Genomic DNA, 25,458 nt, shown 5'->3' with positions numbered 1-25,458 from the left:
GCAGTGTTAAACCTTAATTATTAAAATCATGAAAAAACAAATTAAAATGCCCCGCCTCCCGGCGGGTTGGGAGGCCATGCTATGATCTATCTGATAAATCAAACCACTTTTCAGCAGTACGAAGATATTGCTATAAATATTAAACCCGAGCGACTAAATATCTTTATTAAAAAAGCGCAGGAACTGGACCTGAAACCCTTTTTAGGACATGCTTTATACTATGACCTTTTAACGCACTTTAATGAAGACGGCACATTAAAAGATGATGCCTCCCAGCCGTACAAAGACTTAATTAATGGCAGTGAGTATCTTGACCAGTTTGGGCATATTGTTTTATACGAAGGTCTGGCACCTACAATGGTATACTTCACTTTTGCCCGTTTCATTGAAAACGATGCCATACATTACACGGCAACCGGCCCGGTAATCAAACACCACGATAATGGTGACGCGCTTTCATCACCAGAAATTATAAAACTGGTACAACAGCAGCGAAGTATAGCCAACGCTCACGCTAACGACGTTGAGAAATTCTTGTTGGATAATAAAACTGATTTCCCGCTGTGGAGATACAACGATAAAAATAAAAGTAGCAGGCAACCCGGTCCGCGTATACGTGGGATTGATAAAAACGACTTCAACTATCCCGGCAGTTACAACAATTACAACTTACCTATAACCGAATTCTTAAACTAATGGCAAACGACAAAAAAATAAGCGAATTGCCATTAGTATCTACCATCGGCGCAAATGATAGTGGCGTTTTAGTTAAAACAGGTACCGATTACCAATTTAGTTTTAACACATTACTCCAATTTATCGGGTCGGAGCTAACTGTGGGTGCCAATTTATTTTTTGGTGATACGATACCACAAAACCTTACCGGAAAAAATGGTGATGTATTCGTTAATATCATCAACGGGTACTTCGCCCAAAAAGTAAATGGTACATGGATAGTGGTTTATACCCCTTCAGCTGGCATAGCGGATGGAACAGTTTTATATGGCATAAGCATACCAGAAAGTGCTACCGGTAAAAACAACGACACTTATATAAATACCCTGAGTGGGGTTTTCTATAAAAAATCAGACGGCGTATGGAACCAGGCATTCTCTATGCAAACAGGTCCAGCAGGGGCAACAGGATCAACAGGGGCGACCGGCCCCGCAGGCGTTAATGGTAAGACCATACTTAGCGGTACAGGCAACCCATCAAATCTTTATACCGGCAGCGATGGTGACTATTATATTAATATAGCCAATTACTACTTCTTTGGCCCCAAGGCGGCGGGAGTATGGCCCTTGGGGTTTTCATTATATAATCTTCCCTCTGAGTCTGTAATACTACCTTTTACCACGGGTTCTGCAAATCCAATAGTCATTGATAATTACCAGAATAATTATGCTTCGGATTTGGGAAACAGGCCATCCATAATAATAACTGAAAAATTAACTGACGACGGTGTTGGTAATCTCGCTGAAATTGACAGAAATGATATCAGACCGATAAGATATTATTCTGACTCGCCGGATAACACATTATTAAGCAGAATAAGTATAGATACAGGCAGTGGAGCGGTATTGACAAATTCCTATTTAATTAAAATTTCAACATGAGAAAAATACACTATTTTCTACTACTGATTATGCTCACAAGTTTCAATGTAAGTGCACAATCAGACCAACAACCCACTAATGCAACGAATCCATTGTCTAACATTTTAATTTGGAAAAATCAGAATGATACTACAACCAGGGAATTATATACAAGTTTAGGTTATAGTGGTGGCATACCCCGGTTTGAACGAATTCCCCGTTATCATGATCTGCAATTTAAGTTTCTATCAAAGATGGATAGCGTTGCGCTATTAGCGACAAGATATTGGGTAACTCATAGTAATAATACATATAATGGTACGCAAACATTCAATATTGTAAACGCAGCCCAAATCAATTCAACCTACGGGCAATATGGGAATTTAGATATAGGTATTCCTGGTGGTAATGGATTGCAGCTAACGAATGGAGTAGTCGCGCATTTTTATAGTCCCGATACATTTAGCCAATCTACAATATATCAAAGCAATGATACCTCATTAAATATAGCTACAAATGGAGGAGCCAATACAACCCAATTTAAAAACAATAACATCTACGATAAGTTTGGAATTCGGTATTTAAAAACTGGCGATGTACCTACGGCGGCGCAATCAAACCATTATGCAGATAGTTTAAAAAAACAAATACTTACTGGAAATAATATTTATACTGGCTCAAATAACTTTACAGCTCAGCCTCAATTATTTGGAGTTATAAATTTTCAAAATGGTTATATTAGAGGGGACGCGCCCGAAAACTTGGCTTTACACTTAGGTGCGCGGAACGGTTTACAAATATCAGGTATCACCGGAACGCAAATAGCTTCATTGAATGATTTAAATCCTTTTGCCGATAATCCGGGGATAGAATTTTTCATGCCCGTTAGTATACCTAAAACTAATAATTCTACAGCTGTAACTATATCTAACCCAAGTGGCAATAGCTATCTTTATATGGGTGCTAATTCTCTATCTATTACAGATGAAGGAACACCATCAGTAATAAGTTCTGTTTTTAAAGATTATTGGCAATTTACTAACAATAATAAACAGGGTAAATTGTATCCCCCTACCTTAACTGATAATAGAACTTGGAATTTACCCGATACAAGCGGTACTATTGCCCTTGTTGGGGGTTCTGGTGGGACTTTGCCTGTTGGCGATACAGTAGTATTTGCCCGAAAAACAGCTATCAACGCCAAGGTAGACACAACCCGTTTCAGAACCTCACCCGATAGCACAAACTTATTTGGAGGCATTATAGCCCCCTCATCGCCAGGCGGTCATAACAATATATTTTTCAGGTCTAAGTATATAAGTGATGTTACATATAGAAACGATGGGAATACAGTTATAGGAGCGGGTACAGCTCCAAAACTAACTACTGCGCGAGAAATAACCGCCATGGGGTCTAATACATTGGGGCAATATACAGGAACGGGTAATGGTATTGAAGATGGCATAATATCAGCTTTCGGTACAAATGTTTTTTCAAGATTACCTGGCATTAACTTGGAAGGCGGTGCAAACCAAAACAATGAGGGCTTCGGACAAAAGGCAGCAACTCAGGCCACCTCCGCATTGGGTTCAACTATTATAGGCACACATAGCGCAAATTCAGCCTCGAAGCTTGTTGAAACTGTGATTATGGGACATGCTAACGGTGGTTCAGCATCTAGAGGTGACGGCTTTAATGATACACTAACTAATGTAACCTCAATTGGATCGTCGGGGCTTGGGGGCGTTGGTAATAAACAAGGAGTAGTTAACATCGGTTTTGGAGCCTCCCAATTTGCAACAGGATTAGATTATTCAACCATCACCGGCTCGTTTTCTTTTCAAAATGGAAAAGGTACACACCATGCCATATTTGGCTCAGGATCAAGTCCCAATTTAACCGGCGACGGAAATACCAATATAGGCGATATAACAGCCACTGGTTCTAATACGCAATCTAACTCGATAAATATAGGCCGGGGGGCTGGTAACAATGAATCAGTTAGTAATATAATGACGGCTGGTAGTACCCTATATCCTGTAAACGCTGTTTATTTTGGTAAAGGTCGAACCGCTGCATTGCCGACAGATTATACAATTAGCGGTACTGCTTCAACAGCTGCCAATACGAGTGGCGGTAGCATCTTTATACAGGCAGGATCAGGTAGAGGACCAAATGGTAATAAAGGAAGCGTTTATATTGGAACACCAGATAATGTAACGGGCTCATCAACACAACAACCTGTTACAAATAAGGTTGCCTTTACAAGGCTAGGTAATATAATAGCAGGTTTTAATGCTGAAACACTATCAGATGGTGGAGCTAAATTTCAGACTCAGGGAACAGCAACTGCAGGAACAACCGGTCGTTCGATTTCGACATCATTAATACACGCTCCAACTGCAAATAACCAAACTATCGTTGCTAATGTGTTTCAGGATACATTTGTAGCAGGTACTGGTGCATTAACTTCAACTGCTTCAGGTACAACAACCGCAGCTGATGGAACTGTTACAGCCCAGGCAACTGTTACACTAACTGGTACTGGTTCGGGTGCTACCTATACAGTTACAACTGTGAGTAACTCAGCTACTATAGTAACAATGGTAGTTGCGGGCATAGGTTATGCAATAGGAGACACTTTTACGATAGCATCATTACCTGGGATTACCTTTACTGTTGCTTCATTAGGGTATACGAGTAGCGCTTCAATTATCGCTCAGTTCAACAATGCCCCCGTCAGGCTTGGAACCATTATCGCCCCTACCACTTCGGGTACAGGTGATACTTATTCAACTGGTGCCGACCTGTTTTTCAAAACATCTTCAAGGTTAGCAAATCTTAGCACCCCTACCGTAGTGGGTACCCTGACTGCAGGTATATGGAATGCTACCGCCATAACTTCTCAATACCTGACATTTGCACCAGGTTCGGCCAGCTTTACCACTAATGGCAGTACAACCAGCTTTAACGTAACCTACACTTCACCCGGCTTTACGCCAATAGCGGTATCATGGATGCCATCTTCCGCTATTGGTGCAAGTGGCTGGTATATCACGTCATTAACATCAACCGGCTTTACCGTAAACTATGTAACCGCACCAGTTACAGGTACGGCAACAGCTAAATATACCTTAATTAAATAAAATCATCATGAAAAAAATAATCTTAATCATTGCATTCGCACTCTTTAATGTCGTATCATTCGCACAGACAGTCGTACAACCAAAACCCGCAGAAAAAAACAAAGCGATTAGCATAGTAAAGTCTGCCACCATTCCAGATAGTCTTCACATGATAACTCTTAACAATACACAAATAAAAGCGTTGTCTGATGCGTTTCAGATTGCCCAACAATTACTAACCCGATCACCAGACATGACAGCTTACCAGGCAAACGAGGCACAAAAATCTATCAGCAAGCTCGGTTTACTGATCGGCAAGCAAGTTGAGCCAAAACCCAAATTAGATACTCTTAAAAAATAATACCATGCAAAAAATAACATCAAGGTTTTTGAGTCTAAATACTCAGGACTTTTTTAAAGGACTTATCGTTACCGTGGCGAGTGCCGTATTTGCATTGGTCGCTGAATCGGTTGAAAAGGGCCAGTTTACTTTTGACTATACCTCAATCTGGCATACAGCTGTTGCAGCGGGTATGGCTTATCTCGGTAAGCAATTTTTCACACCTGCTCAAGCAGTGATATCAATACAATAATGCTTAGGTCAGTTTTCATTTCAAAAATCAAAGATGGGGTAATACACACATGCGTTAATACAGGCATTTTTCCCTCGGTTGTTATAGCACAGGCTTGTCTGGAAAGTAATAATGGTTTGTCGTTGCTATCCGCCAAGTATCACAACTACTTCGGTATTAAGGCGGGTAGTAGCTGGCAAGGGCAAATTGTCAACATGAATACCAAAGAATATGTTAATCATAAACTTATTGTGAACAAACAGGCATTCAGAATTTATTCAGATATCCAATCTTGCTTTGCCGACCATATTAAATTATTTCAAACTGTAAAAGTTTACCGTACAGCGGGCATCTTTAAGTGTGATACAGCCGAGGATCAAGCTAACACATTGTATAAGGCCGGCTACGCAACAGATCCTGCTTATGCTAAAAAGCTGATTGATATAATTAGCGAAAATAATCTGAAAAAATACGACTCGTTATGACAGGCATAGAACATACTCAATTACGTGGCATCACCATTAAAAACATGATCGTTACTATAGTTAGTACCGCGGGTATTGTTATATCGGTAATGACGTCTTATTTCGCATTAAAAAGCGATATATCTGAAGTTAAATCCAATACAGAAACCACTACGCGGGTAAATGAGGTTCGTTTAAAGATGCTGGAAAGTCAGGTTGCCTTATTACAACAGGAAGTGAATCAACTTAAAGAGATCAAAAAATAGTGCTGATTAAAAAAGTTTAAATTCCTTTAGAGTTTAAAACTTTATTGGGTGTGCCCAGGAGCGGATTCGAACCGCCACATCCTTACGAATGCCACCCCCTCAAGATGGTGCGTCTACCAATTTCGCCACCTGGGCATTTTTAAAGCCTAAACCTTAAATCATCAGCTCAATATTTCGGTTAATGATTTAAGGTTAAACTTTGTTTTAGGCGTGCCCGAAGAGAGACTCGAACTCTCAAGAGACAATTCTCAACGGCTTCTGAGACCGCAACGTTTACCAATTTCGCCATCCGGGCTTATTTTCCGATACCATTTAAGCAGACTGTTCTTATAAACTTTAACTTAAAAATGACCGTATTTGCTTAACAAGCGTGCAAATATAATCGTTTACACCAAATTGCAATCTAATTAATAAAAAAATTGAAAGTAACTTGTTACTTGTTGCAGGATGATTAATTTAGAGATTGACATCAATTGATCTTAACTATATGAAAATCAGCATCCGTATTGCCTTTATTACCCTTTGTTATTCGCTTACCTATTCAAATTCAAAAGCCCAAAAAATAACTATAATACAACAAGATAAACCCACAAGCATACGCGGGTTATCTGTAGTAAACGACAAAACCGCCTGGATAAGCGGTAGTAAAGGCTACATTGCCATAACTAACGATGGAGGAAAAACCTGGGACTGGCAACAGATAAAAAATTATGAGCAAGCTGATTTCAGGGATATTGAAGCATTTTCCAACAAGGAGGCTATAATTATGAGTTCAGGAACACCAGCGCTGATTTTAAAAACTATTGATGGCGGTAAAACCTGGCAGGAAAAATTCAATAAGGCTGATAGCGCGTATTTTCTCGATGCCATGGACTTTATTGATCCTAAACACGGGTATATTTTAGGTGACCCTATAAAAAACAAGTTTCTACTGATGGAAACCAAAGATGGTGGTGAAACTTGGGCTGAAATGCAAAATACACCAGAAGCACTACCCGGCGAAGCGGCATTTGCAGCAAGTGGCACCTGCTTGAGAGTAAACAAAGATCTGGGGATTATTATAACGAGCGGCGGTACAGTGGCTCGTTTGTTACAATTATGTAATTACGACAAAGCACAATGGCAAGCAAAAAGCTTACCTATTGCACAAGCAGCGAACAGTAAAGGCGCCTTCTCCATATCAGATGATATGTTAGTAGCCGTTGGGGGCAACTACGCTAAAAATAAGTTAACAGACTCGGTAATTTGCCGGTACGACAAAAAAAGCGCGCAATACCAAGTCTTGCAGGCTGGTGCAACCGGGTTTCAATCATGTGTTGAGCGAGTTTGGGACAGAATATATTTATCAACTGGTACATCAGGCAGTAGCATATCAAATGAATTAGGTAGTTCATGGAAAAAAATAGATAACACGAGTTTTAACGTTTGCCGCAAAGCAAAATACGGAAAACTGATTTTATTGGCTGGAGATAAAGGCAAAATAGGAACTTTTAAAATGTAGTTTATTGGCAATTAATGCCTTAACAAATACTTTACAATTAATTACAAAAAGGACTTGCACTGTATTCTAAATACTTCTATATTTGCACCACTTTAAACGGAAGCGGTAACACTACCGAAAAAGTTAAAAGTTTGATTCCGTAGCTCAGCTGGTAGAGCATAACACTTTTAATGTTGGGGTCCTGGGTTCGAATCCCAGCGGGATCACTGAAAAGCGCACTTAGGTGCGCTTTTTTTGTTTAAATCGCTTAGTAATCAGCACTTTTCACAAAAAAGAAGGTCAAAGTAAATCAAGGTAAACCATATCATATGGGACCCCATTCGGGACCCCAATTTAAAATCTTAAATTGGGGTCCTGAATTTCCAAAAAGACTTGTGAGAGTGATTTTGAGGAAATCAATGTGTTTTCCGGTAAAATGCCGGGAATCTTTTGATCACTTAAAAATGTGTAGAGATGAAAAGCAATCAGAAACTTGCGATTATGTTTTGGCTAAAAAAATCCAAAACAACCAAAGACGGCATGGCTCCTATTTATGTCCGTATGACCATTGATGGTAATGAAGAGGTTATTTCACTATCAAAAAAGGCACACCCCAAATTTTGGGACACCAAATTAAAAAGAGTAACAGAGGCAACTGCCGAAGCACGGGCGATCAATTCAAAGATTGGCTCCATGGAAAGCGATCTTGAAAGGCATTTCATCGTTTTGCAAAGTCAGTATGAGGATGTAACTCCCCTAATGCTTAAAAATGCCTTTTTAGGGCTTCCTATTAAATTTGATGGCTCCAACCATGAACTTGTAGGTATTGAACGGATCAAGACTCTATTGGGTGCTTTCAGTGAGTATATAAAGACTTTTGAATTGATGGTCGATAACAAGACCCGCTCAAAAGAAACACTAAAACATTGGCGAACTACAAAAACAAAAGTTATGGAGTTTGTGGTTAAAAAATTCAAGCAGAAAGACATTGATCTAATAGATATCCGCCCCTCTTTTGCAACGCAATTCTATAAGTACATGACCTTGGAAGTAGAAGAGCCACTTGCTGAAGTCACAGCCAAGATGCATATCAAAAAGACAAGGCAAATTATTGAACAGTGTGTTACCGACGAACTGATCGACAAGAACCCGCTAAAAGGCTTTAAATGTGGCGGTGGGGATAAAGAAGTAATCCCACTTGAAATGTCACAAGTGCAGGAGATGTTTGAAAAGGACATTAACATAGAACGGCTTGCAGAGGTGAGGGACGCTTTTATTTTTCAATGTTTTACTGGTTTTGCATTTCAGGACATATTTGGCCTTACCCCGCAAAATATCATCAGAGTTGGCAACAATGGTGAAAGATGGCTCAGCAAGGAACGAGGCAAAACTGGGGTAAATGAAATGGTACCCATTCTGCCTATTGTTGAAGATTTGATTAGCAAGTATGCAAATCATCCTCATTGCAGAAAAAATGGCTGCCTGATGCCGATAAATAGTAACGCTAAGTATAATGCTTACTTAAAAGAACTTGCTGTTATCTGTGGTATTAATCGCGAATTAAACACACACCTCGCGCGGCACACCTTTGCGGATATGATGCTTAATAATGGAGTACCCTTAGAAGATGTAAGCAAAATGCTTGGCCATAAAAACATAAGGACAACACTAAGGTATTGCGGTATCAAAAAAAATCGAATCAGTGAAAATGTAAATAAAGTAAGAACTATTATGTTTACACCAGAAGGCGAATGGAAAAAGGTTTCAGGATTTTAAATTCGTACATATAACTTTGAAAATGGGTGGGTTCAAATATGTTGTTCTCATCCATTTTTTCATTGTTAAAGAATAGGTAATCGATTAAAAAGAGATTTAATTACGTTAACCTTTTGGCCGGCATTTTTACTTTCTTGCCAAGTTTTAATTTATAAATAACTTCCTTTTTTTTCAATGCATGCCTCTGCTCATTTTCTTGTTTAATCTCATTTAAAAGTATTTGAAAATGTCGCGACAATTGGTTTCTAATTTGTGGAGAATCAAATCCTTGCTTAATTCGCCTTCCCTTCCCATAATTGATTGAGGCAGCGCGATAAGCATATGCTACGAAATTATTTCTGCCCGTATGACTATAACTTTCAAAAAGATCTTTAGTTAATAGTTTAGGTTCTTGCGATTTTTTTCCATAAGCCTTAATTAAGGTATTCCGAATTCCGGCTTTCATTTTACGAAAATAAGTGCTTAAACTACCTGGTCTTAAATACACTCGTTGCCCGTCAAACTCAAACCCAAGGTATTGTAATTTCTTTCTTCTACCTGAAATAGCTTTAGGATTTCCATCAAAAGCAATCAATTTGTTGTCAATAAAACGAAAATCAATAATTTCTGTCTTTTTATTTTGAATAGTCAAACCGTGAAAATCAATTTGTTGACATAGGCGATTATGAAGATATGCTTTGTCTTTTGTTTTGCAAACTATAAGAATGTCGTCACAATAACGCCTGTAAATACAATTCATATTGTTACAAAAGTTGTGCATATGCATATCAAACTGTAATAAATAAACGTTTGATAAAGTCGCGCTAATTGGTGAGCCTTGCGGAATTCCAATTGGTAATTCTCCAAAACCCAATGGATGATCAGGATCAGTAATTTTTAAAATAGCTTTATTCTGTGCGATCAATTTGCGACTACGTAAATAGTTAAAAATATCATGCCTACGGCTGGCTTCGGTTATTATTTCAGGCATTACATCCAACAAACATTTTCCTTTTGGAACCCGACTGTAATTAAAATGCTTTTTTAAAGAGTCGGAATTAGTGTAACTATATGCCGTTAGTGTTTTAAATATGGCAAATGTATTGGCGTCAAGTTTTGGAACTTCTAATACTGTGCACCATTGCTTTTTAAGTTCTTCATGAGGTATGGAATCAAAATATCCTTTAATGTCAAATCCAATCGCGGTATATAGATCTTTTGGCTTCGAACGATGTCGAACTTGCTCAAATATCTCTTTTGCGAATTGAATATTGCATAACCCATTTAGATCATCTCGATAAGCAAGGACACTATCTGAGAATCCTTTCGACCTAATAAAATCTTGATAACGCCGTTTTAATAGAAGATCAAAATAACTAATAATTAAGGCATCAAAATGAGACGCGAAAGAAATAGGGCGTTCTTTTGTTTTTAAGGCATAAGCGCTTAATTCTTCTTCATAACGAAAACGTGGTGTTTTGAGAATGATTTTCAAAAAAGGTAAAAACGAATGACGGGCAATACCCCGACCTGAGGAGTCTTGAAGTAATGATTTTAGTTCAGAGAGGGCAAGATCAATTTTAAAAGGACGGTCAAAATGCGCGTAACGTTTAGGAAACGACGTTTTTGCTTTAATCTCAAATTCAGACCAAATTTGCGAATCGAAGGTCATAGAATGGTTTTTAATGGGACATTAGCTGGAAAGTATCTTCAGTCTAAACTTTCCAGCTAATGCACAATGTCTTTGCACTGCGAGGTTAATGACCGCTCCGATCATTCAAGGGCTTACACCTCTACCAACCTTTTCCACACTTGGCCAACAAAAAACTCTGTAGGCACTTACAGATTGTACTAGCGTTCCAGTACAACCCTCCGGGCAATTATACGATCTGACTGAATCGATTTCAAGCCTCCCGGACGTTGAATTTCTATTGTTGAATCTCTTCGGTTTTACTGTTTCCAGCGGAGCTATTTTAAACACATAATTACTATGATTGCTAAACAAGTCTTAACCAGTGAAGCGTTACACAGCGGAACAGCGTCTCAGCATTACCTGAGCATAACCATTCTTGTCTTGGTTCTTATCAAGAATTATATTAACTTTAAATATTTCCCCTTAGCCTGATCAAATGACCCCCTTGGGCATTGTAAAATTACATTAAAAAGCATTCAATTTGTAGGAGTAGTTTTCCACAACACCTTAATAAAGGTTATTAAACAAAATATCAGGGTTAACCCTTGCATGTCAAGATGTTCTTTCAGCACAGATAAAGTATTCTGAATAATGAATAATCTATTTTACAAAAAATCAGGTCTATCTTAATGGTCTATAACCTGGAACCTTTGACCAAAGCCAATCCCAAGCTTTCACCTTCCAATCTGCTATGATATGGCCCCGACTGTTTTGCCAGTTTTTCATCGCATAAAAAGTAAAAAAAGCTAAAGCAGTAATTTCGTTACTATCTTTTTGAATAAACCAGACGATCACATCCTTTTTTTTAGGGGGGATTTGATTGCCGCAACCCTTCATGCTCTTGGTTTTCTTTAGCATAAGTTAGTTCTGGTTTACTTTGTTTTTTTCAAACATTCTATTAATATCCTCTTGCTCATAATATATCGATCCACCTATACGCATAAAGCAGAGCACACCACTTTTTCGCATCGTTTGTAATTTACCCGGTGAGATATGAAGCAATTTCATGACCTCCGAAGATTTCAACCATTTTTTTGACGGAAGACCATTAGAAGATTTTACAATCTGCCTAATCTCTGCAAGCAGATCCACCTTGAATTTTTCAAGGTCGGCAACCGTTATTAATTGATTTGCATTCATCCCGTTATTCTTTTCCTCATTATTTTTAATGCGTAACATGATTAATAGTCGATTTTAAATTACTGACTTGGTGACAGATAAATACAACTGCCCCTTCCCTTATAATAAGATGGGTTATATTTAATATACCCATAAGCATCCAGTTCACGCATTAACTTGTGATAGGTAGCGCTGCTCGATATTTTAGCCACCTGCATCACCGTTCCACTATAGGTAACCAAAGGCCCTTCAGAATCTTGTTCTGAGAGCAGTTGAAGCAATGTCACGAACAAACCAATATGTGCGATGCCGATTCTGGCATCTTTTGATGCCTTGTTAAAAAACACAGCTAGTGCAGCCAACCCGTCCATCATTTAAAACTTTACTGATTTACCTTTCCTTTGATCTTGTATGTGTTTTACCTTTGGAATCAATTGCTGTACGTTCGCAGTGCTTTTGGTTTCGCTCTGCTTTCCTTTTAACTCATCCTGAGTGAATTTTCTACCAAGCTGATTATAAACACCGACTTCCTTTTTTTGCGGGTCAGCGACAAGGACGTAACTCGTTTCTTTATTGTTGATAAGTAAGGTGGCTTCAACTTTTTCACCGTTCATGAACTTTTGAAATATAGTTTTGTGTTCCGTTTCCTTTAAGGGTAATTCCACCAAAACCTTTTCAAGATCAAATCCATAACCCGTAAGAAAATTTTTCATACGCAGGTTACCGGCGCCATCCTTGTCATTAAAATCTAGTTGCTGCCAGGAACCGGCACCATTGTGCACAGCCCGCCCACTTAAAAGATTATAAGCCTTACCTGTGTCAAAGTCTGAATTCTGAATATCGAACGTATGTTGAACTGGCTTTATCTTCCCATCTTCTGAAAACAAGGTTGCCTTATAATTTTCAAAATGACAATTGCCTATCTCATCCCTTTTAAAGTTTAAATGCAATTCCATTTTTTCACGTTCGCTCACCTGATAAGAAACAGGCAGGGAAAATTCCCCGTTACCCTGTTTCATTTGTTGTTGTACCTTATTGAAATGATCGCCTAGTCCCACCTTTTCCATTGAACCATGAACAGAAGAAGCATTATCCGCTGTTGCTTGCTGCGCTTTAGCAACCCTATTGCCGGCACTTAAAACATCAACCAGTTTTTTAAATAAGCGAATGAACAAATTGGGATAAGCCTTCCTGGCAAGCTGGTCTCTTTCCAACTGGAGGGCGCGGACTCCTGCTTTATCCTCCTGAATGGGACTTGCTGCCACTCTGGCCAAGGCTTCATCATAATTCCTAACTCTTTCTTTTAAGAATTTTGGGTGTTCCAAAGTCTCTTTTTGGTAGGCAGCTTTATACCGCTCGTCCATCTCCCGGAGTTTTCTGTTTTCCTGTTCCAGCCTGCTTTCTGTATTTGCCATAGCTAAGTGTTTAAATGGTTAACGATTAATGGATGTTAGGATACTCCCTGCCCTTTTTTCTTATTCTCGTTTTTTTTTGTTCCATCTTCCGCAATCGTTTCCCCCTTCTTTTCGCTTTGGTTCTTTACCCTTTGGTTATTATCAAATTTATTGGCGGTCTTAAATTTCGGATTTGCTTCATAGCCCCGCTTTTCTTCCTTTCCATCAGGCATGACAACTGTCACGACCTGGCGGTTACCTTTTTGAAGGGAATCCATAATTTCCTTTTTTACGGATGGGTTTTCGTTAAAGTCTTTGATGTGATGAGTGGAAAGCTTGGTATCTAATTCATACGTATCATATTTCTTCATGGCATAGTTGCCATTCGATTCCTTAGTACTGAAGTCAATCGTATTCCATTTGGAATATTTCTTGTCGATCCCGTTTTCATCATCCTCTTTCTTCGGCACAACGTAATCTTTCAATACAGAGCGTCCTTCCATCAGGTTATATGCTTCCTTCAGAGTAATGGAACTATTGATCCATTCTTTTAACTCCTTTCCATCCTTATCATTCATGATATTACCATCACCATCCCTCACCAGAATTTGCTTTGCTTTAAATACTGCAAAGTTTTGCTGTAAGGCTTCACCCTCCTTTTGGGCAACGGTAACATCATAGGAATTGAAAAAATAATTATCTTCTTTTTTGCTTTTCTTGAAATGCAAAGTCGATTCTACTTTATCATTGCCAAAATCTGGCTTATATTTCAAATCGAATTCTGGTTCACCCTTAGCAACATTTTCCCTGATTGCAAATTCTAGGCTATCCCCAAAACCTGTGTATTTCACCTGATTGATCAGGTAATCGACATTGTTCTCTTTCATGACTTTAAATTTTTATTGTTGAATAAACAGTTAATTAATCGCTTTGGCCTTAATCAGTAGCTTGTTCTTGATATGCAGTTCAAGATTGCGTCCCCCTTTACTTTCCATAAGTTGTATAGCCAGATATTTTTGATCTGGGATGGTAAATTTGGGGAGTGTTACAACGATGGTCTGCTCTGATTGCCCATGTATAATCTGCGCGTTTCCAGTGACCTGTTCGGGTTGCATTTCGGATTCCTGAGACGCTGTTCGTTTTGCTTTCTTCTCATCCCTTATGTAAAAGCGCAACTGGTCTATATCATAGCTGATATTGGAATTGTTGCTTAAAGAAATTTGAAAATAAAGTTTGTGGTCACGGATATAAATACCTCCTAAAGCCATAGCTATATCAGCCTTATCATTTTTGATGTTTTTCAGGACAGGCTTTTTAAGTGCAACCTGCTGTGCAAAGTCCTGTACGCTCGCCTCATTATCACCTGTTACAGAAAACCTTGCATCAACCGTTTTAATGCCGGGTGCCGGATCAACTTTGATGTTAAGCAAACTTAACCTTTCACTATAGCTGACCACATAGGAATACAGTTTTCCATCAGCTGTAATGACGGTAAGATTTGTCTCTTTAAAACCCTGCACAGCCGCTTTAACCTGTAGGATGTTTTCTACTCCCTTGGCAACCTGAACGAGCAAATCTTTGCTGCCTTTGTCCACGCTCTTAATCGCATAAGGAAAGATAAGGTTGACCGTTTTTGAGAAGGTAGCCTCCAATAATTGGGGCTGGATGACTTCGGTTGATTTTAAACCGTTTTGTGCATTTGCAAATGCACCCGTTAAGAGGATAATCCCTGTTATCCATGCTACACTGATCTTTTTCACTTCAAGGAAAATTTAATGGTTAATAATTTGTGTTTTTATACTTGTTTTAAGGTTTATAAATAATGGTTTAGGTTTATTATTCCTTTTGTTTGTCGTCGCGCAACAGGACTTTATAGCCTGCCTTCACCATGACTTTGATAAGCTTGATTTTTTTGCTGAGAAAACTTTTTGCAGCTTCAATTCCAGCACCGGCAGCCTGTGCTCCGAGTGTTTGGTCAAAGGAAGTAAGCCCGATAGATTGTATGGATCTCTCAGCAGAAGATTTGGCAACATCCCTTGCAATAGCACCCGGAATGTAAATGCCATCGAGGCCGTCGATATCATAAACAGAGAGCTGTACAGGGTATAATGATTTCCGATACCGAAGGCCCTTTATCTTAACCGTTAATCTTTCCCCGTCAAGGGAAACTGTACCATAAACAAAATTATTTTTCGGGATAACCGTACCCCTTACGTTTATATCATCGAGCAAACGAAGTTTTACAATGGAGCCACTAACAAGCGTCTGGTTTTCATGGACAACCGCTTCGATCGCGTTCTGTTCATCGTCCTCTGATATGGTATCATTTAATCCATAAAAGCCGCTACTGTTATCGCTTTCAGACTGTTTTATCTTTTCCGCACTATTGTCGATTAAAGAAATACGGCCATTTTTTGTGGCAGTTTTCACTGCATACACCTGGCCATTGCGCTGGTCTTCACTTTGCTTGATCTTTTCTTTTACCCGTTCAGGATGCTGGATATCCAAGATCTTTTCCAACATCCCACTCAGTTGTTTGGTTTCGGGATCATCACCTGTGTCATGGTTTTGCATCGTTTGCATCATCTTTTCTAACCGGTCTACATCAGCTGTATTCATGGAAGCCTGTGGAGCCTGATAAGGCGTATTATAACCTTGATATGGCCCGCTTTGTGGCGACTGTTGCATTACCCTGTTTAACTGTCCGAGCTTCTCATATACCCTTGCTTCGTTGGGATCGTGGTAAGATGCGCCATTGTTTATATTATCAGGATATGGCTGGGATGGCCCCATTGACAAGCCGCTCATGGAATCACCTTTTCTTTTTTCATCCATTTGTTGCTGCCCGTGGTAATAAGGGTCATTTTTGCTTTGTTCTTTAAGCTTTAAGGAATCAGCGGTTGCCAGGTCATAATAACTCATCTTATCCATAGGGCCTGCCGAGTTATGTGCATCGGGTAACTCCAGATTTAACCCTTTCTCATTTGTTGTTTTCGCCGTAGCATCTCCTTTGCCTCCACCAAGCGCCCAAAAGGCGAATGTAACAAAGGGAAGTACAAGGATCGGTAGTACAAGCAACATCCTCCGATGCTTTTGCTTTAAAGTTTGTGTGTTCATTTTTGCTTTTTTGAATTTGAAAATTTGATAGTTACCGTAATAGTTTCACTATTTCTCACAGTAGATTCTTTCGATCCTTTGGATACTATCCAGTAGGCCAGGCCGCCTGAAAAGCAAGCTGTCTCTAATTTTCCGGCCATCACCTGTTTTACTGAGGCTATCGAGGTAATGCTTAAACCGCTCCATGCGTTTGATAAAAGCCGGCACTCCGGGAGGCAGATCAGGAACCGTTTTTCCGATGGCAACAGGTTGGACGCCATTTACCTGTTTTAGCATCACGGTAGCAGTTTTCCCAAAACTATAGGCAACCATCATGGTGCAATAACCAGCTGCAAACAGGAACGCAATTACAAGTACCACCTTCGTTGATGCAGGGCTTAGCTTGCTAAAGAGTTTTTCCATGCCTTTAACCCAATTGCGTTGTAACTTTAAAATACCGGAGGCAATCCATCCGGCCGCTTTATCACCGACCCCGGAGGTCGTGTCTTCTTTTCTACTTCTGAAAAATTTCATTGTTATCTGTTTTTGACGTTGATATCTTTGTTTTCTAAAATCTGCCACCTTTCGATCAGGAAGCCGTGAGAGTTATTATCACTGCGCGAGACGTTACGGAGATAACCTTCTGTGATCAGGCTTCGCGTGACTACAGTACTTGAACGGGTGATTTCCTGCTTACCATAAAACCGAAAGTAAAACGGGTATTCAGCGGTGTTCACCGAGATGCTATCTGTTTTTACTGTCTGACTCACATTGCCGGAAATGATGCTTGTGTAATAGTTGCTTTCCTTTAAATTGTCGTAAGCACGTTTAACTGATGCATCTCCCAAATACAATGCTTTTGTAATTCCCGCCAGGATTTGTTTATCATCAGGCGAGAGTGTAAAAAAGAATTGATGAAAAGTGCCTATATGGTCTTTGGCTTCGACCGGTATGTTATCCCTTCTTTCCTCGGCAAATGCTTCCATCGCCTTTCCGCTTGCCAGTACATATATCTTGCCTTGCGCACCTGTTACCATCTTAAAACTTTTGTAAACCAGGAAGGCGCAAAGAAGTATAATACCGCTTGTTATCATAATGAAAAACCTACGGGTTTCCTTAAAGGCTGTATCTATATTTTTTGCTTTCGTAAACATTTTCTTTGATTTATAATTGTGGATGCTTCTGGTTAGTTAGGATTTACCGGAGATCTTGTCCTTTACGTGGGAATCATAATCGTTGGTCACGCTACCACCACCAAGGATGCGTTGACCTAAACCATACCCCCCGGAAGCTATAATGCCACCTGCCTGTTTTGTGTGGCCTCCCGCCATGCTTGTAGCAGATGTTGAGATATTGGTGACTTTTGTGAGCATCGCTCCCATGCCACCTGCATTGACAATAGAATTGGCAACAGAGGGGACAGTGAAATAACCCACGATTCCAATGATCATGAATATAAGGTATCCCGCATCTGTAGTACTGAATACGGTTGTTCCTGTACTTTGTATCTGCCCTAAATCATATTGAAGCATCAGCTCTTGGATCTTCCCAATGATGGCACCGAAAATATTACAGACCGGAAGCCATAAGAAGATATTTATATAGCGGGCGATCCATGCGGTAAGCGTATGCTGTAGGCCGTCAAAGACCGCGATACCAAAAACCAGAGGCCCAAGAATAGCAAATACAATTAATTGGAAAGTCCGCAGCGTATTGATACATAAGGCAGCAGCTTGAAAAAGAACCTGCAAGATTTCACTCATCCATTCTTTGATGTTATTCTGGAACTTGTAAGCAACCTTTTCCATAAAAAAACGCATGTCATTACCTACACTTTCCAACATACTTTCATCAGATGGATCTGCATCGGGATGTGAATATTTATACCATTTTTCCCGGTCACCTTTGTCGTCATCACCAACATACATTTTCCATACTTCGCTGTCTTTTATTTTGTCTTCCTTTTCTTTCAGCAGCGCTGCAACTGCTTTGTCAGAATCACCCACCATCTTTGCCGTTCCCGTTACAGTCGGCTGTAAGATGCCGTTCATCATTGCGATCACAAATTGAAAATGGATAACACAGAAGCCCAATACAAATGGCCGGAACAAAGGATAAAAATCAATCGGTTCCGCATTAGCCATATGCCTCCAAACACGGGAGGCTATATACCAGATAGCTGCAAACCCCGCGATACCGCTACCTACACCAATCAGCCCGCTGCACATGGGCAACATCTCATCATATACTTTATCCAGTATGCCCTGCAAGCCGCCAACTGTGAGGGCGACCCCATTACCTGCACTTTGTGCGTGGCTTAAAAAAGGAAATAACATCCCCACTGCCGCAAGTATTGCGGCCCTTTTACACTTTCCCATTATGTTGTTTTTATTTAGTTTATACCATGAAGGCCTTTTATAGCCGTTATTTCATTTTGTGCTTTTTGCCGCTGTATAGCAAGAGCCGTTGTGGAATTATTGAAGGTTCGCAGGAATTGAAGTTTGTCTTCCATATCTGCATTTATCCTGTCAATGGCTTTGATCCGCTCATCATCACTCATACGCAGTTTATTGGCAGTAATGACGTTGGCCAGAGCATCAAGATTATGTAAGCTTTGGTTGAAAAGGTTATCATAAACCGTTTCCATATAGCTGATCTCATCGAGCTTGAAAAAGCCGCTGGACTTAAACCGGTTAAAAGCGTTTTTATATTCTTTGACAAGCCGCACCTGGTTACTCACGATATCCGCAATCCGCCCGTATTGCATGACCGTAGGGCTTACAGACCAAAGGCCGTCCAGAAATAACTGGTGCATACTAAAGTTACCCTGAGATATATCCTTAATGGTTGAATAACCTTTATTAAGAACCTGGTACCCGGTTTTCATATCGTTCAAGATCTGTTTATACTGGCTAAGTTTTTCGACATTAAGCAGTAGTTGGATAACCTCATCGGATTGGGCGTTTGCCCTTGTGGTGAAACCAATAACAGGGAGAAAGAACACTATAAATAAAATCACCTTTTTCATTGTTTCTTATTTTATGCCGTATAAGGTACGGGCAGTTTGTAAATCAGTGTTTTGATAACTCTTTTGGATTTGCATCATTAGTAAATCATTCGAGAAACTTTTAGCAAACCCATATTGGCTTTGGCTTTGAGCGAATAATTTATCAATACGCTTGATCCGTTCATCATATTTCATTTCCAGTTTGCCGGGCGTAGTCACCGCTTCCAGTTCATTTAATGTTTGCAGGCAATCAGTATTCAATCGTACATAAACACCGTTTAAATAATCCTTTTCACTGACAGAAAACAAGTTGCTTTGCAAAGCCTTGGATTTGCTTTTGCCGGCAAGTGTCTGTATATCCTGTTGCATTGATAAAATGTCGGCTATCCTTGGATATTTAGCTACTTCCGGATTTACTGCTTTTAGAGAATTGAAGTAAGCGGAATGCAAACCAAAGTCCCCGTTTTTAATATCACCAATTGCAGTAAGACCCATTTGCGAGATATCATACCCTTTCTTTAAAACAGTAGTATATGCCTTAAGAGCGGCAATCTGTTCAAGTAAGTATTTCTTTTGTGTCTTTCCTTGCCGGAACCATTCAGAAAATGTTTGCGCATGAATAGTGTGGGCAAAAAAAAGTGCTGTTATGATTAAAATGATCTTTTTCATTGTTTAGAATTTTATTGAAGGCCATACATTTGTTTAACCAAGGCAATCTCCGCTTCCCCCTTCGACCGCTGTAAGCTGAGCATGGCATTTTGCCTTGTGAAAATTTGTAAATCGGAATAATTTTCATCCACCTTATTAGCTGCTTTGTCGATGAGTTCAATCCGCTTTGCATCCGCCATTTGGGTTTTAAAGGAATTTACTACAAGCAACATCTGATCTATATTCTTAACCGTTTCACTTAGTATGCCGCTATAGACCGATCCCATATATTGAACTTCCTGCGGTGAGAAATGCTTATCGGATGAAACCATTGCCCAGGCCCGATCATAGGCTTTCACAAGTGCCACTTGTTTTGCTGTGATATCCTTGACCCTTTGGTAATAGGCGATGACATATTTAACCTTTTTTAATTCATCGAAATACTTACCATAAAGGTCTTTTTGCTTTTGTGTCCAGTCCGAGATTTCATCCAGCTTTAATTTCGACAACGTGTTCTCCAGGGTCTTTTGGGCATCCTGTAACCAGATCACCTTATTTTGTTCCCTTTGTATTTTCAGATCCACAGCCCTGATCACTTTTTTGATGCCGGCTTTTATTATTTCCAATATGGCTATCTGCGCATTGGCCTTTTGCGGTACTAACGAAACACAGAGCAACAGGCTCATGATTATTAAAGTCTTCTTCATCTTACCTGTTCTGTTTTAATGTGATAAACGGAAACCACAGACAAACATCCAGGCATATCTTCTTCCAGATAAAGAGCATTTTTTAACGGGTCTAAAATGCAATAATGAAAACCACCAATTTCAGTAAGCGAGAAATTGGGATACAAGGAAAAACTAGCCAGCCAACTATTTTCACGCTGTAATTCCCCCTTTAAAAAGTATTGTTGTGACACCTTGTATAAACTGCCATCGGGGGTGATTTTTATAACAATTGAGGTGTGACCATTGGGTACCGTATCACCCGGCCATGGTTTAGTATATTCAAGTTTTAGCAATCCTAATCCTTCGGATCTATCGTTGTAATACTGACCTACAATGGAAGCCAGCCAGTTTAGCTTCTTTAATAAACTTATCTTTTTCATCATCTCCGGTATTTATTGTTTATTAATTATTTGATTTCTGATCGGCCACCAAGGCGGCTATACCTTTTTCGATACTGCCGAACCTTGCAGCATATTCAGCAACTTTTACTTTCTCTGTTTGCTCCGTGGTGTAAGCGTAATACTCTTCAGGTGATACTTCGGTGCGGTACACTTTGGATAACATACCACCAAGTGATATAAATACCTCTTTGTATTTGCGCAATGGATCATTGGCTTTGTTGACGGAGAGCACCAAGGCCTTTTCCTTATCCGTAAGGCCGAGCAATTCTTGTATCGCGTCAAACTTATTTTGGTACTTACTTTGGTCAAGCAGGATTTTGCAATCGCTGTTATTGACAATGGCTTGCTTCACTACTTGCGAGCTGATGATATCTTCAATTTCCTGCGTTACCACAATGGCCTCGCCAAAGAACTTACGCACCGTCTTAAACAGGTATTTAATGTATTCTGCAAACCCCTCTTTCATGAGCGCTTTCCAGGCTTCTTCAATGAGTATCATCTTACGGATGCCTTTTAGTTTTCGCATCTTGTTGATGAATACTTCCATAATGATGATGGTTACCACCGGAAAGAGGATCGGATGGTCCTTAATATTATCCAGCTCAAATACAATAAGCCTTTCAGTAAGCAGGTTAAGATTTTCATGGGCGTTTAGTAAGTAATCAAATTCGCCACCTTTATAGTATGGGCGCAGTACGTAGAGGAAATTATTGATGTCGAAATCACGGTCTTTGACCTTATCGCCTTGAAGCACTTTTACAAAGTCCTCTTTTAGAAATTCATAGAAAGTATCAAAGCAAGGGAAGAGCGTTAAATCCTTATCCAGCTTTTCAAAATAGAGTTGAATAGCATTGGATAAAGCAACATATTCGCTGCGCTTAAATTCTTCATCATCCTTCTTCCAAAGGGCCAGCAGTAAAGTTTTGATGCTTTCTTTTTTTTCAGTATCCAGGCTATCGCCTTCGCCTATGAAGAAAGGATTAAACTTGATGGGATTGTTTTCTTCATAGGTGAAGTAATACCCATTCACCATATCGCATAAGCCTTTATAGCTATGACCTACATCAACCAATACGATATGGGTGCCTTGCTCATAGTAGCTGCGCACCATGTGGTTTGTGTAAAAACTTTTACCGCTACCTGAGGGGCCCAATATGAATTTATTCCTGTTCGTACAGATGCCAAGTTTCATTGGCTCATCACTAATATCCACATGGATTGGCTTTCCGGTTTGTCGGTCGCCTAACCGAATACCTACGGGGCTGAGTGATGTGCGGTAACCTGTTTCTAAATTAAAAAAGCAAGCAGCTTGTTCGGTAAACGAGTCAAAGCAATCATTCATCGGAAAGTCTGCTTCATTTCCGGGAATACCCGCCCAATAAATTTGTGGTGCGCCAAAAGTTTCCAGTTTCGCAACAGCATCCATCTGTGCAAGTGCAGAGCTGACCATGTTTTTCAGGTCTTTCAATTTATCGGGATCTTCTGTCCAGACGAGTAAATTATAATGGGCTTTAATTGGCTGGCGTTGATCTCCAATAGCTTCATTCAAGAAGTCATTCGTTGCATCCCGTGAAATACTATTTTCCCGGCTGTACGCAGATAGGCTTTGCAGGCGCAGCCTTTTGCTTTCCATCTTCTGGATGGTCTTTTGCGCATCTTCTATAAAAACGTACTGGTTATAAATGTGGTTACATGGCAATAACTGGCCGAGTGTACTGGCGAAGCCTATACTAAACTTGGTTTTATCGGTGCTGTACTTGTCATAGTTGATCCGGCTGCCACAAAGCGATGGCAGGTCAGCAGCATCACCTAATGTAAATAACTGGCAATGTTGCCCGCCAATTTGTATTTTATCACCTGCAAATTGCAAGTCCTTAACAATGAAATTATCCTCTTCTTCGGCAAGGAAACAGTACCTTTCGAGGATTCCCATTTTACGCTTATGACTATAAATGTCATCATCACGGAGACGTGTCATTTTTACAAACCCACTGTCTTCAAGTATCTGTTTGAATTGCCCGCAACTATCCATGAAATCCTGTACGAGCGTGTGGTTCAGCGTTTGTTCCGGGACGATGGATTTACGCAATAAGTTTGAAAACAAGGAACTGCCGTCCTTTCTTCCTTTTGGTTTCTTAGTCAAAAAGATATAACAGCTATGGTTCAGGAACGGCCTTTCATTAAAGAAGCGTTCTGAACTTCGTGATAGGAAACTATCATCCTTCCCTCCAAAATCAGGCTTATACTTGCTATCGATAAACCAGTCCTGTTTGTGCAAGATGCTATGTTTGGGCAGAACTTTAATCGCCTTCACCCATGCCTGGTGAAAGCTTTCATACTCATTGTCGGAAAGTGTAAATATTTCCGGTAAGGTAACTTTGTAAGCCAGGGTAATATCCCCTTGTTTACTTATAATACAATCGTGTTCGATGCCGAGAACCGGCATCACATCATCCAACCACTTTTCCATGCTACACTTTTCTTTTGATGATTTAATAACTACATGCGCATACCGCGCTTCTTTTGTTGTTTTACTTCTTTCTTTTCCCCCTGCCTTATCTGGTTTAAATCCCGAAAGAATTCTTTGTCATTACGCTTTTTCACTTCTTCGAGGGGTACTTTATAAATACGGGCCACTGCATCCGGATGAAGTTTCGTTATATTCCGAAAACTCACTTTATAATTTTGTCGTGATGCCGATGACGAAATTGTACGTGTAAGAGGATCATACATAAATTCATAGTGTGTCCCGGTATCTTTCATTTTGGAAAATGGTATAATGTTGTCTGGGTTTGCATGTTCGCGTACTTGCAGCTTAACAAAGTCGACGAAAAAATACACGTCGTCATCTATCTCTATTCCGGCCATTTCATCTTTGGATGCAGGCTGACTTTTATCTGGAATTTTTGTTTGCATGGTTTCCTCGTCAAGTTTTTCAGGACTATTTTCTTCCATAATGGTTACTGTTTGATTTTTAAAAATATTTTCCTGCTGTTACAACGCACCACCTTTGGAATGCTTCTTCCTGCCATTGTTTTCATCATGCCATGTGCACCATATTTGTTGCTCATGCCATAAAGCTTGTAAACCAGGCCAGACCCGCCTAGTAGTGCGATTGCCATACAGATGTATTGACTAATACCGATGATATATAGCACAATAAAAAGGATCATCAGTGCAAGTATCCCGGCACCTAAATACCAGATGTATTGTGCTTTGAGCCCTTTAAATTCGATGCTTTTGTTAATGCCCTTATTGATTTGATATACACTATTTGCCATGATAATTTTTGTTGAATAGTTTATAATCCCCGGCCTCTTTTGCGTTGGGGTTTATCGGGGGATTGCTCTTGTTCACTGCCCAAATCCCGCTTTAAATTTTTGGCAATGATCTGCTTGATGGGCGTATCATCCCATGATGCCTCATGCGCCTTCATGTGCAATTGGATAGGGCTTTCCCGAAGTATCTGATCCTTGTCAAAGCCATGAATCCTTGCGTAAGCGATCGGGTCTAAATGTTGTTGCCAAGGAATATCCACGATAATAATTCCCTTTGGTATAGCCTTGATGTTTTCGTAATCGAGATCTTCAAATGAATGTGTTGCAGGGTTATAAGGAATGCGATAGTGGTTACTACTTTCAAGAAAGTAATCATCAATATCATTAAACCGAATGCCGGCGGTAGCAAAATCATCCTTAGGCCTCAGTGAATCCATTACAAGGTCAACATAAAATAGATGTCCCTTAATTTCAATAACCGGTAATTGCCCTCGCTCCCGTTGGGCTAATTGCTGTTGATCGACCATTATATCAACGTCTTTTTTACGAATGATCTCTATTTCACTTATCCCATATTTCTGGGCCATACCCAATGGGTCAAGTTCTGTCATATTGGGCAAGTGGATAGTTTCATACCCGTTGACAAAAGAGACCGGTATGTTTTTTAATTCCTTGTTGAAATCAAAACGATAGCCGGATCTGCTGTAGGCCATTTCATTAAAGCTGATAATATTATCAGGCCGTCCAAGCTCTCTTAACTGCTCATTTTGAACGTCGATAATAAATGTTGTCCCTGAAATAATGTGTGTTGGTAATATGCGTTCCTGTTCCATAATC

The 25,458-nt window shown here is 39.8% G+C and carries 28 protein-coding genes and 3 tRNA genes; 10 read left to right on the top strand and 21 right to left on the bottom strand.

Annotated features, from left to right (window positions below; translation table 11 throughout):
• The first annotated feature begins 81 nt into the window (after positions 1-81).
• Genes BLS59_RS20690 through BLS59_RS20660 form a run of 7 tightly spaced genes read left to right on the top strand, consistent with a single transcriptional unit; the run spans position 82 to position 6,022 of the window.
• Positions 82-696 (top strand): DUF6712 family protein, encoded by a 615-nt coding sequence (locus BLS59_RS20690; RefSeq protein ID WP_091152146.1) that lies wholly within the window; start codon positions 82-84, stop codon positions 694-696.
• Positions 696-1,616 (top strand): hypothetical protein, encoded by a 921-nt coding sequence (locus BLS59_RS31685; RefSeq protein WP_091152144.1) that lies wholly within the window; start codon positions 696-698, stop codon positions 1,614-1,616. The genes BLS59_RS20690 and BLS59_RS31685 overlap by 1 nt, the downstream gene beginning before the upstream one ends.
• A complete protein-coding gene (locus BLS59_RS20680; protein WP_143014195.1) occupies positions 1,613-4,741 on the top strand; it encodes a beta strand repeat-containing protein in 3,129 nt (1,042 codons plus the stop codon). Before BLS59_RS31685 ends, BLS59_RS20680 begins: the two co-directional genes overlap by 4 nt.
• A 7-nt stretch (positions 4,742-4,748) precedes the next feature.
• On the top strand, positions 4,749-5,081 hold the full coding sequence (locus tag BLS59_RS20675; protein ID WP_091152141.1) for a hypothetical protein: 333 nt from the start codon (positions 4,749-4,751) through the stop codon (positions 5,079-5,081).
• Between the two features lie 4 nt (positions 5,082-5,085).
• The gene (locus BLS59_RS20670; protein ID WP_091152139.1) at positions 5,086-5,313 is read left to right on the top strand and encodes a hypothetical protein; all 228 of its coding nucleotides are present in this window, start codon (positions 5,086-5,088) and stop codon (positions 5,311-5,313) included.
• Positions 5,313-5,777, top strand: a complete 465-nt coding sequence (locus BLS59_RS20665) for a glycoside hydrolase family 73 protein (protein WP_091152137.1) — start codon at positions 5,313-5,315, stop codon at positions 5,775-5,777. Before BLS59_RS20670 ends, BLS59_RS20665 begins: the two co-directional genes overlap by 1 nt.
• The gene (locus BLS59_RS20660) at positions 5,774-6,022 is read left to right on the top strand and encodes a hypothetical protein (RefSeq protein ID WP_091152135.1); all 249 of its coding nucleotides are present in this window, start codon (positions 5,774-5,776) and stop codon (positions 6,020-6,022) included. The genes BLS59_RS20665 and BLS59_RS20660 overlap by 4 nt, the downstream gene beginning before the upstream one ends.
• Before the next feature lie 51 nt (positions 6,023-6,073).
• Here the strand turns inward: BLS59_RS20660 and BLS59_RS20655 are convergent.
• Positions 6,074-6,157 (bottom strand) — tRNA-Leu (locus BLS59_RS20655).
• Between the two features lie 76 nt (positions 6,158-6,233).
• Positions 6,234-6,317: transfer RNA gene (locus BLS59_RS20650), tRNA-Leu, on the bottom strand.
• Positions 6,318-6,509: 192 nt separating this feature from the next.
• Between BLS59_RS20650 and BLS59_RS20645 the strand changes: the two genes are divergently transcribed.
• The 3 genes from BLS59_RS20645 to BLS59_RS20635 all read left to right on the top strand — a co-directional run bounded on the left by BLS59_RS20645 (position 6,510) and on the right by BLS59_RS20635 (position 9,278).
• Positions 6,510-7,523 carry a WD40/YVTN/BNR-like repeat-containing protein gene (locus BLS59_RS20645; protein WP_091152133.1) on the top strand — a complete coding sequence of 338 codons (1,014 nt, stop codon included), beginning with the start codon at positions 6,510-6,512 and terminating at the stop codon, positions 7,521-7,523.
• 133 nt (positions 7,524-7,656) lie between these two features.
• Positions 7,657-7,729 (top strand) — tRNA-Lys (locus tag BLS59_RS20640).
• A 247-nt stretch (positions 7,730-7,976) separates the two neighbouring features.
• Complete coding sequence (locus tag BLS59_RS20635) at positions 7,977-9,278, top strand: site-specific integrase (protein WP_091152131.1); 1,302 nt, start codon at positions 7,977-7,979, stop codon at positions 9,276-9,278.
• A gap of 100 nt (positions 9,279-9,378) precedes the next feature.
• On the opposite strand, the gene BLS59_RS20630 is transcribed toward BLS59_RS20635, so the two are convergent.
• The 19 genes from BLS59_RS20630 to BLS59_RS20540 all read right to left on the bottom strand — a co-directional run bounded on the left by BLS59_RS20630 (position 9,379) and on the right by BLS59_RS20540 (position 25,454).
• Positions 9,379-10,929: a reverse transcriptase domain-containing protein gene (locus BLS59_RS20630; protein WP_091152130.1), complete on the bottom strand. Its 1,551-nt coding sequence runs from the start codon at positions 10,927-10,929 to the stop codon at positions 9,379-9,381.
• Positions 10,930-11,571: 642 nt separating this feature from the next.
• Positions 11,572-11,808, bottom strand: coding sequence for a hypothetical protein (locus BLS59_RS20625; protein WP_091152128.1), 237 nt, complete (start codon positions 11,806-11,808; stop codon positions 11,572-11,574).
• 3 nt (positions 11,809-11,811) lie between these two features.
• On the bottom strand, positions 11,812-12,129 hold the full coding sequence (locus BLS59_RS20620; protein ID WP_091152126.1) for a helix-turn-helix domain-containing protein: 318 nt from the start codon (positions 12,127-12,129) through the stop codon (positions 11,812-11,814).
• 20 nt (positions 12,130-12,149) lie between these two features.
• Positions 12,150-12,431: a hypothetical protein gene (locus BLS59_RS20615; RefSeq protein WP_143014194.1), complete on the bottom strand. Its 282-nt coding sequence runs from the start codon at positions 12,429-12,431 to the stop codon at positions 12,150-12,152.
• Between the two features lie 12 nt (positions 12,432-12,443).
• Positions 12,444-13,484, bottom strand: a complete 1,041-nt coding sequence (locus BLS59_RS20610; RefSeq protein ID WP_091152122.1) for a hypothetical protein — start codon at positions 13,482-13,484, stop codon at positions 12,444-12,446.
• Positions 13,485-13,519: 35 nt separating this feature from the next.
• A complete protein-coding gene (locus BLS59_RS20605; protein ID WP_091152120.1) occupies positions 13,520-14,350 on the bottom strand; it encodes a hypothetical protein in 831 nt (276 codons plus the stop codon).
• Positions 14,351-14,380: 30 nt separating this feature from the next.
• The gene (traN, locus tag BLS59_RS20600; protein ID WP_091152118.1) at positions 14,381-15,223 is read right to left on the bottom strand and encodes a conjugative transposon protein TraN; all 843 of its coding nucleotides are present in this window, start codon (positions 15,221-15,223) and stop codon (positions 14,381-14,383) included.
• 76 nt (positions 15,224-15,299) lie between these two features.
• Positions 15,300-16,580, bottom strand: a complete 1,281-nt coding sequence (gene traM / locus BLS59_RS20595) for a conjugative transposon protein TraM (RefSeq protein ID WP_091152117.1) — start codon at positions 16,578-16,580, stop codon at positions 15,300-15,302.
• A gap of 48 nt (positions 16,581-16,628) precedes the next feature.
• Positions 16,629-17,093 carry a hypothetical protein gene (locus tag BLS59_RS20590; RefSeq protein WP_091152115.1) on the bottom strand — a complete coding sequence of 155 codons (465 nt, stop codon included), beginning with the start codon at positions 17,091-17,093 and terminating at the stop codon, positions 16,629-16,631.
• A 2-nt stretch (positions 17,094-17,095) separates the two neighbouring features.
• Positions 17,096-17,713: a conjugative transposon protein TraK gene (gene traK, locus BLS59_RS20585; protein ID WP_091152113.1), complete on the bottom strand. Its 618-nt coding sequence runs from the start codon at positions 17,711-17,713 to the stop codon at positions 17,096-17,098.
• 36 nt (positions 17,714-17,749) lie between these two features.
• Entirely contained in the window at positions 17,750-18,937 is a 1,188-nt protein-coding gene (gene traJ / locus BLS59_RS20580; protein WP_091152111.1) for a conjugative transposon protein TraJ, read from the bottom strand.
• 14 nt (positions 18,938-18,951) lie between these two features.
• Positions 18,952-19,587: a hypothetical protein gene (locus BLS59_RS20575; protein ID WP_091152109.1), complete on the bottom strand. Its 636-nt coding sequence runs from the start codon at positions 19,585-19,587 to the stop codon at positions 18,952-18,954.
• A gap of 6 nt (positions 19,588-19,593) precedes the next feature.
• Entirely contained in the window at positions 19,594-20,235 is a 642-nt protein-coding gene (locus tag BLS59_RS20570) for a hypothetical protein (RefSeq protein ID WP_091152107.1), read from the bottom strand.
• A gap of 11 nt (positions 20,236-20,246) precedes the next feature.
• Positions 20,247-20,921, bottom strand: coding sequence for a conjugal transfer protein TraI (locus BLS59_RS20565; RefSeq protein WP_091152105.1), 675 nt, complete (start codon positions 20,919-20,921; stop codon positions 20,247-20,249).
• Positions 20,918-21,322 carry a hypothetical protein gene (locus tag BLS59_RS20560; RefSeq protein ID WP_091152102.1) on the bottom strand — a complete coding sequence of 135 codons (405 nt, stop codon included), beginning with the start codon at positions 21,320-21,322 and terminating at the stop codon, positions 20,918-20,920. The genes BLS59_RS20565 and BLS59_RS20560 overlap by 4 nt, the downstream gene beginning before the upstream one ends.
• A 22-nt stretch (positions 21,323-21,344) precedes the next feature.
• A complete protein-coding gene (locus BLS59_RS20555) occupies positions 21,345-23,813 on the bottom strand; it encodes a TraG family conjugative transposon ATPase (RefSeq protein WP_091152101.1) in 2,469 nt (822 codons plus the stop codon).
• A gap of 29 nt (positions 23,814-23,842) precedes the next feature.
• Positions 23,843-24,298 (bottom strand): hypothetical protein, encoded by a 456-nt coding sequence (locus BLS59_RS20550; protein WP_091152099.1) that lies wholly within the window; start codon positions 24,296-24,298, stop codon positions 23,843-23,845.
• 5 nt (positions 24,299-24,303) lie between these two features.
• The gene (locus tag BLS59_RS20545) at positions 24,304-24,624 is read right to left on the bottom strand and encodes a DUF4133 domain-containing protein (RefSeq protein ID WP_091152097.1); all 321 of its coding nucleotides are present in this window, start codon (positions 24,622-24,624) and stop codon (positions 24,304-24,306) included.
• Between the two features lie 20 nt (positions 24,625-24,644).
• Positions 24,645-25,454 carry a Rossmann-fold NAD(P)-binding domain-containing protein gene (locus BLS59_RS20540; protein WP_091152095.1) on the bottom strand — a complete coding sequence of 270 codons (810 nt, stop codon included), beginning with the start codon at positions 25,452-25,454 and terminating at the stop codon, positions 24,645-24,647.
• Positions 25,455-25,458: the final 4 nt, after the last annotated feature.

This window comes from Mucilaginibacter pineti, from assembly GCF_900101875.1.
In the GTDB taxonomy this organism is placed as follows: Bacteria; Bacteroidota; Bacteroidia; order Sphingobacteriales; family Sphingobacteriaceae; genus Mucilaginibacter; species Mucilaginibacter pineti.
Note: the sequence above shows the minus strand (reverse complement) of the source record. Positions and strands in the feature narration are given on the sequence as shown.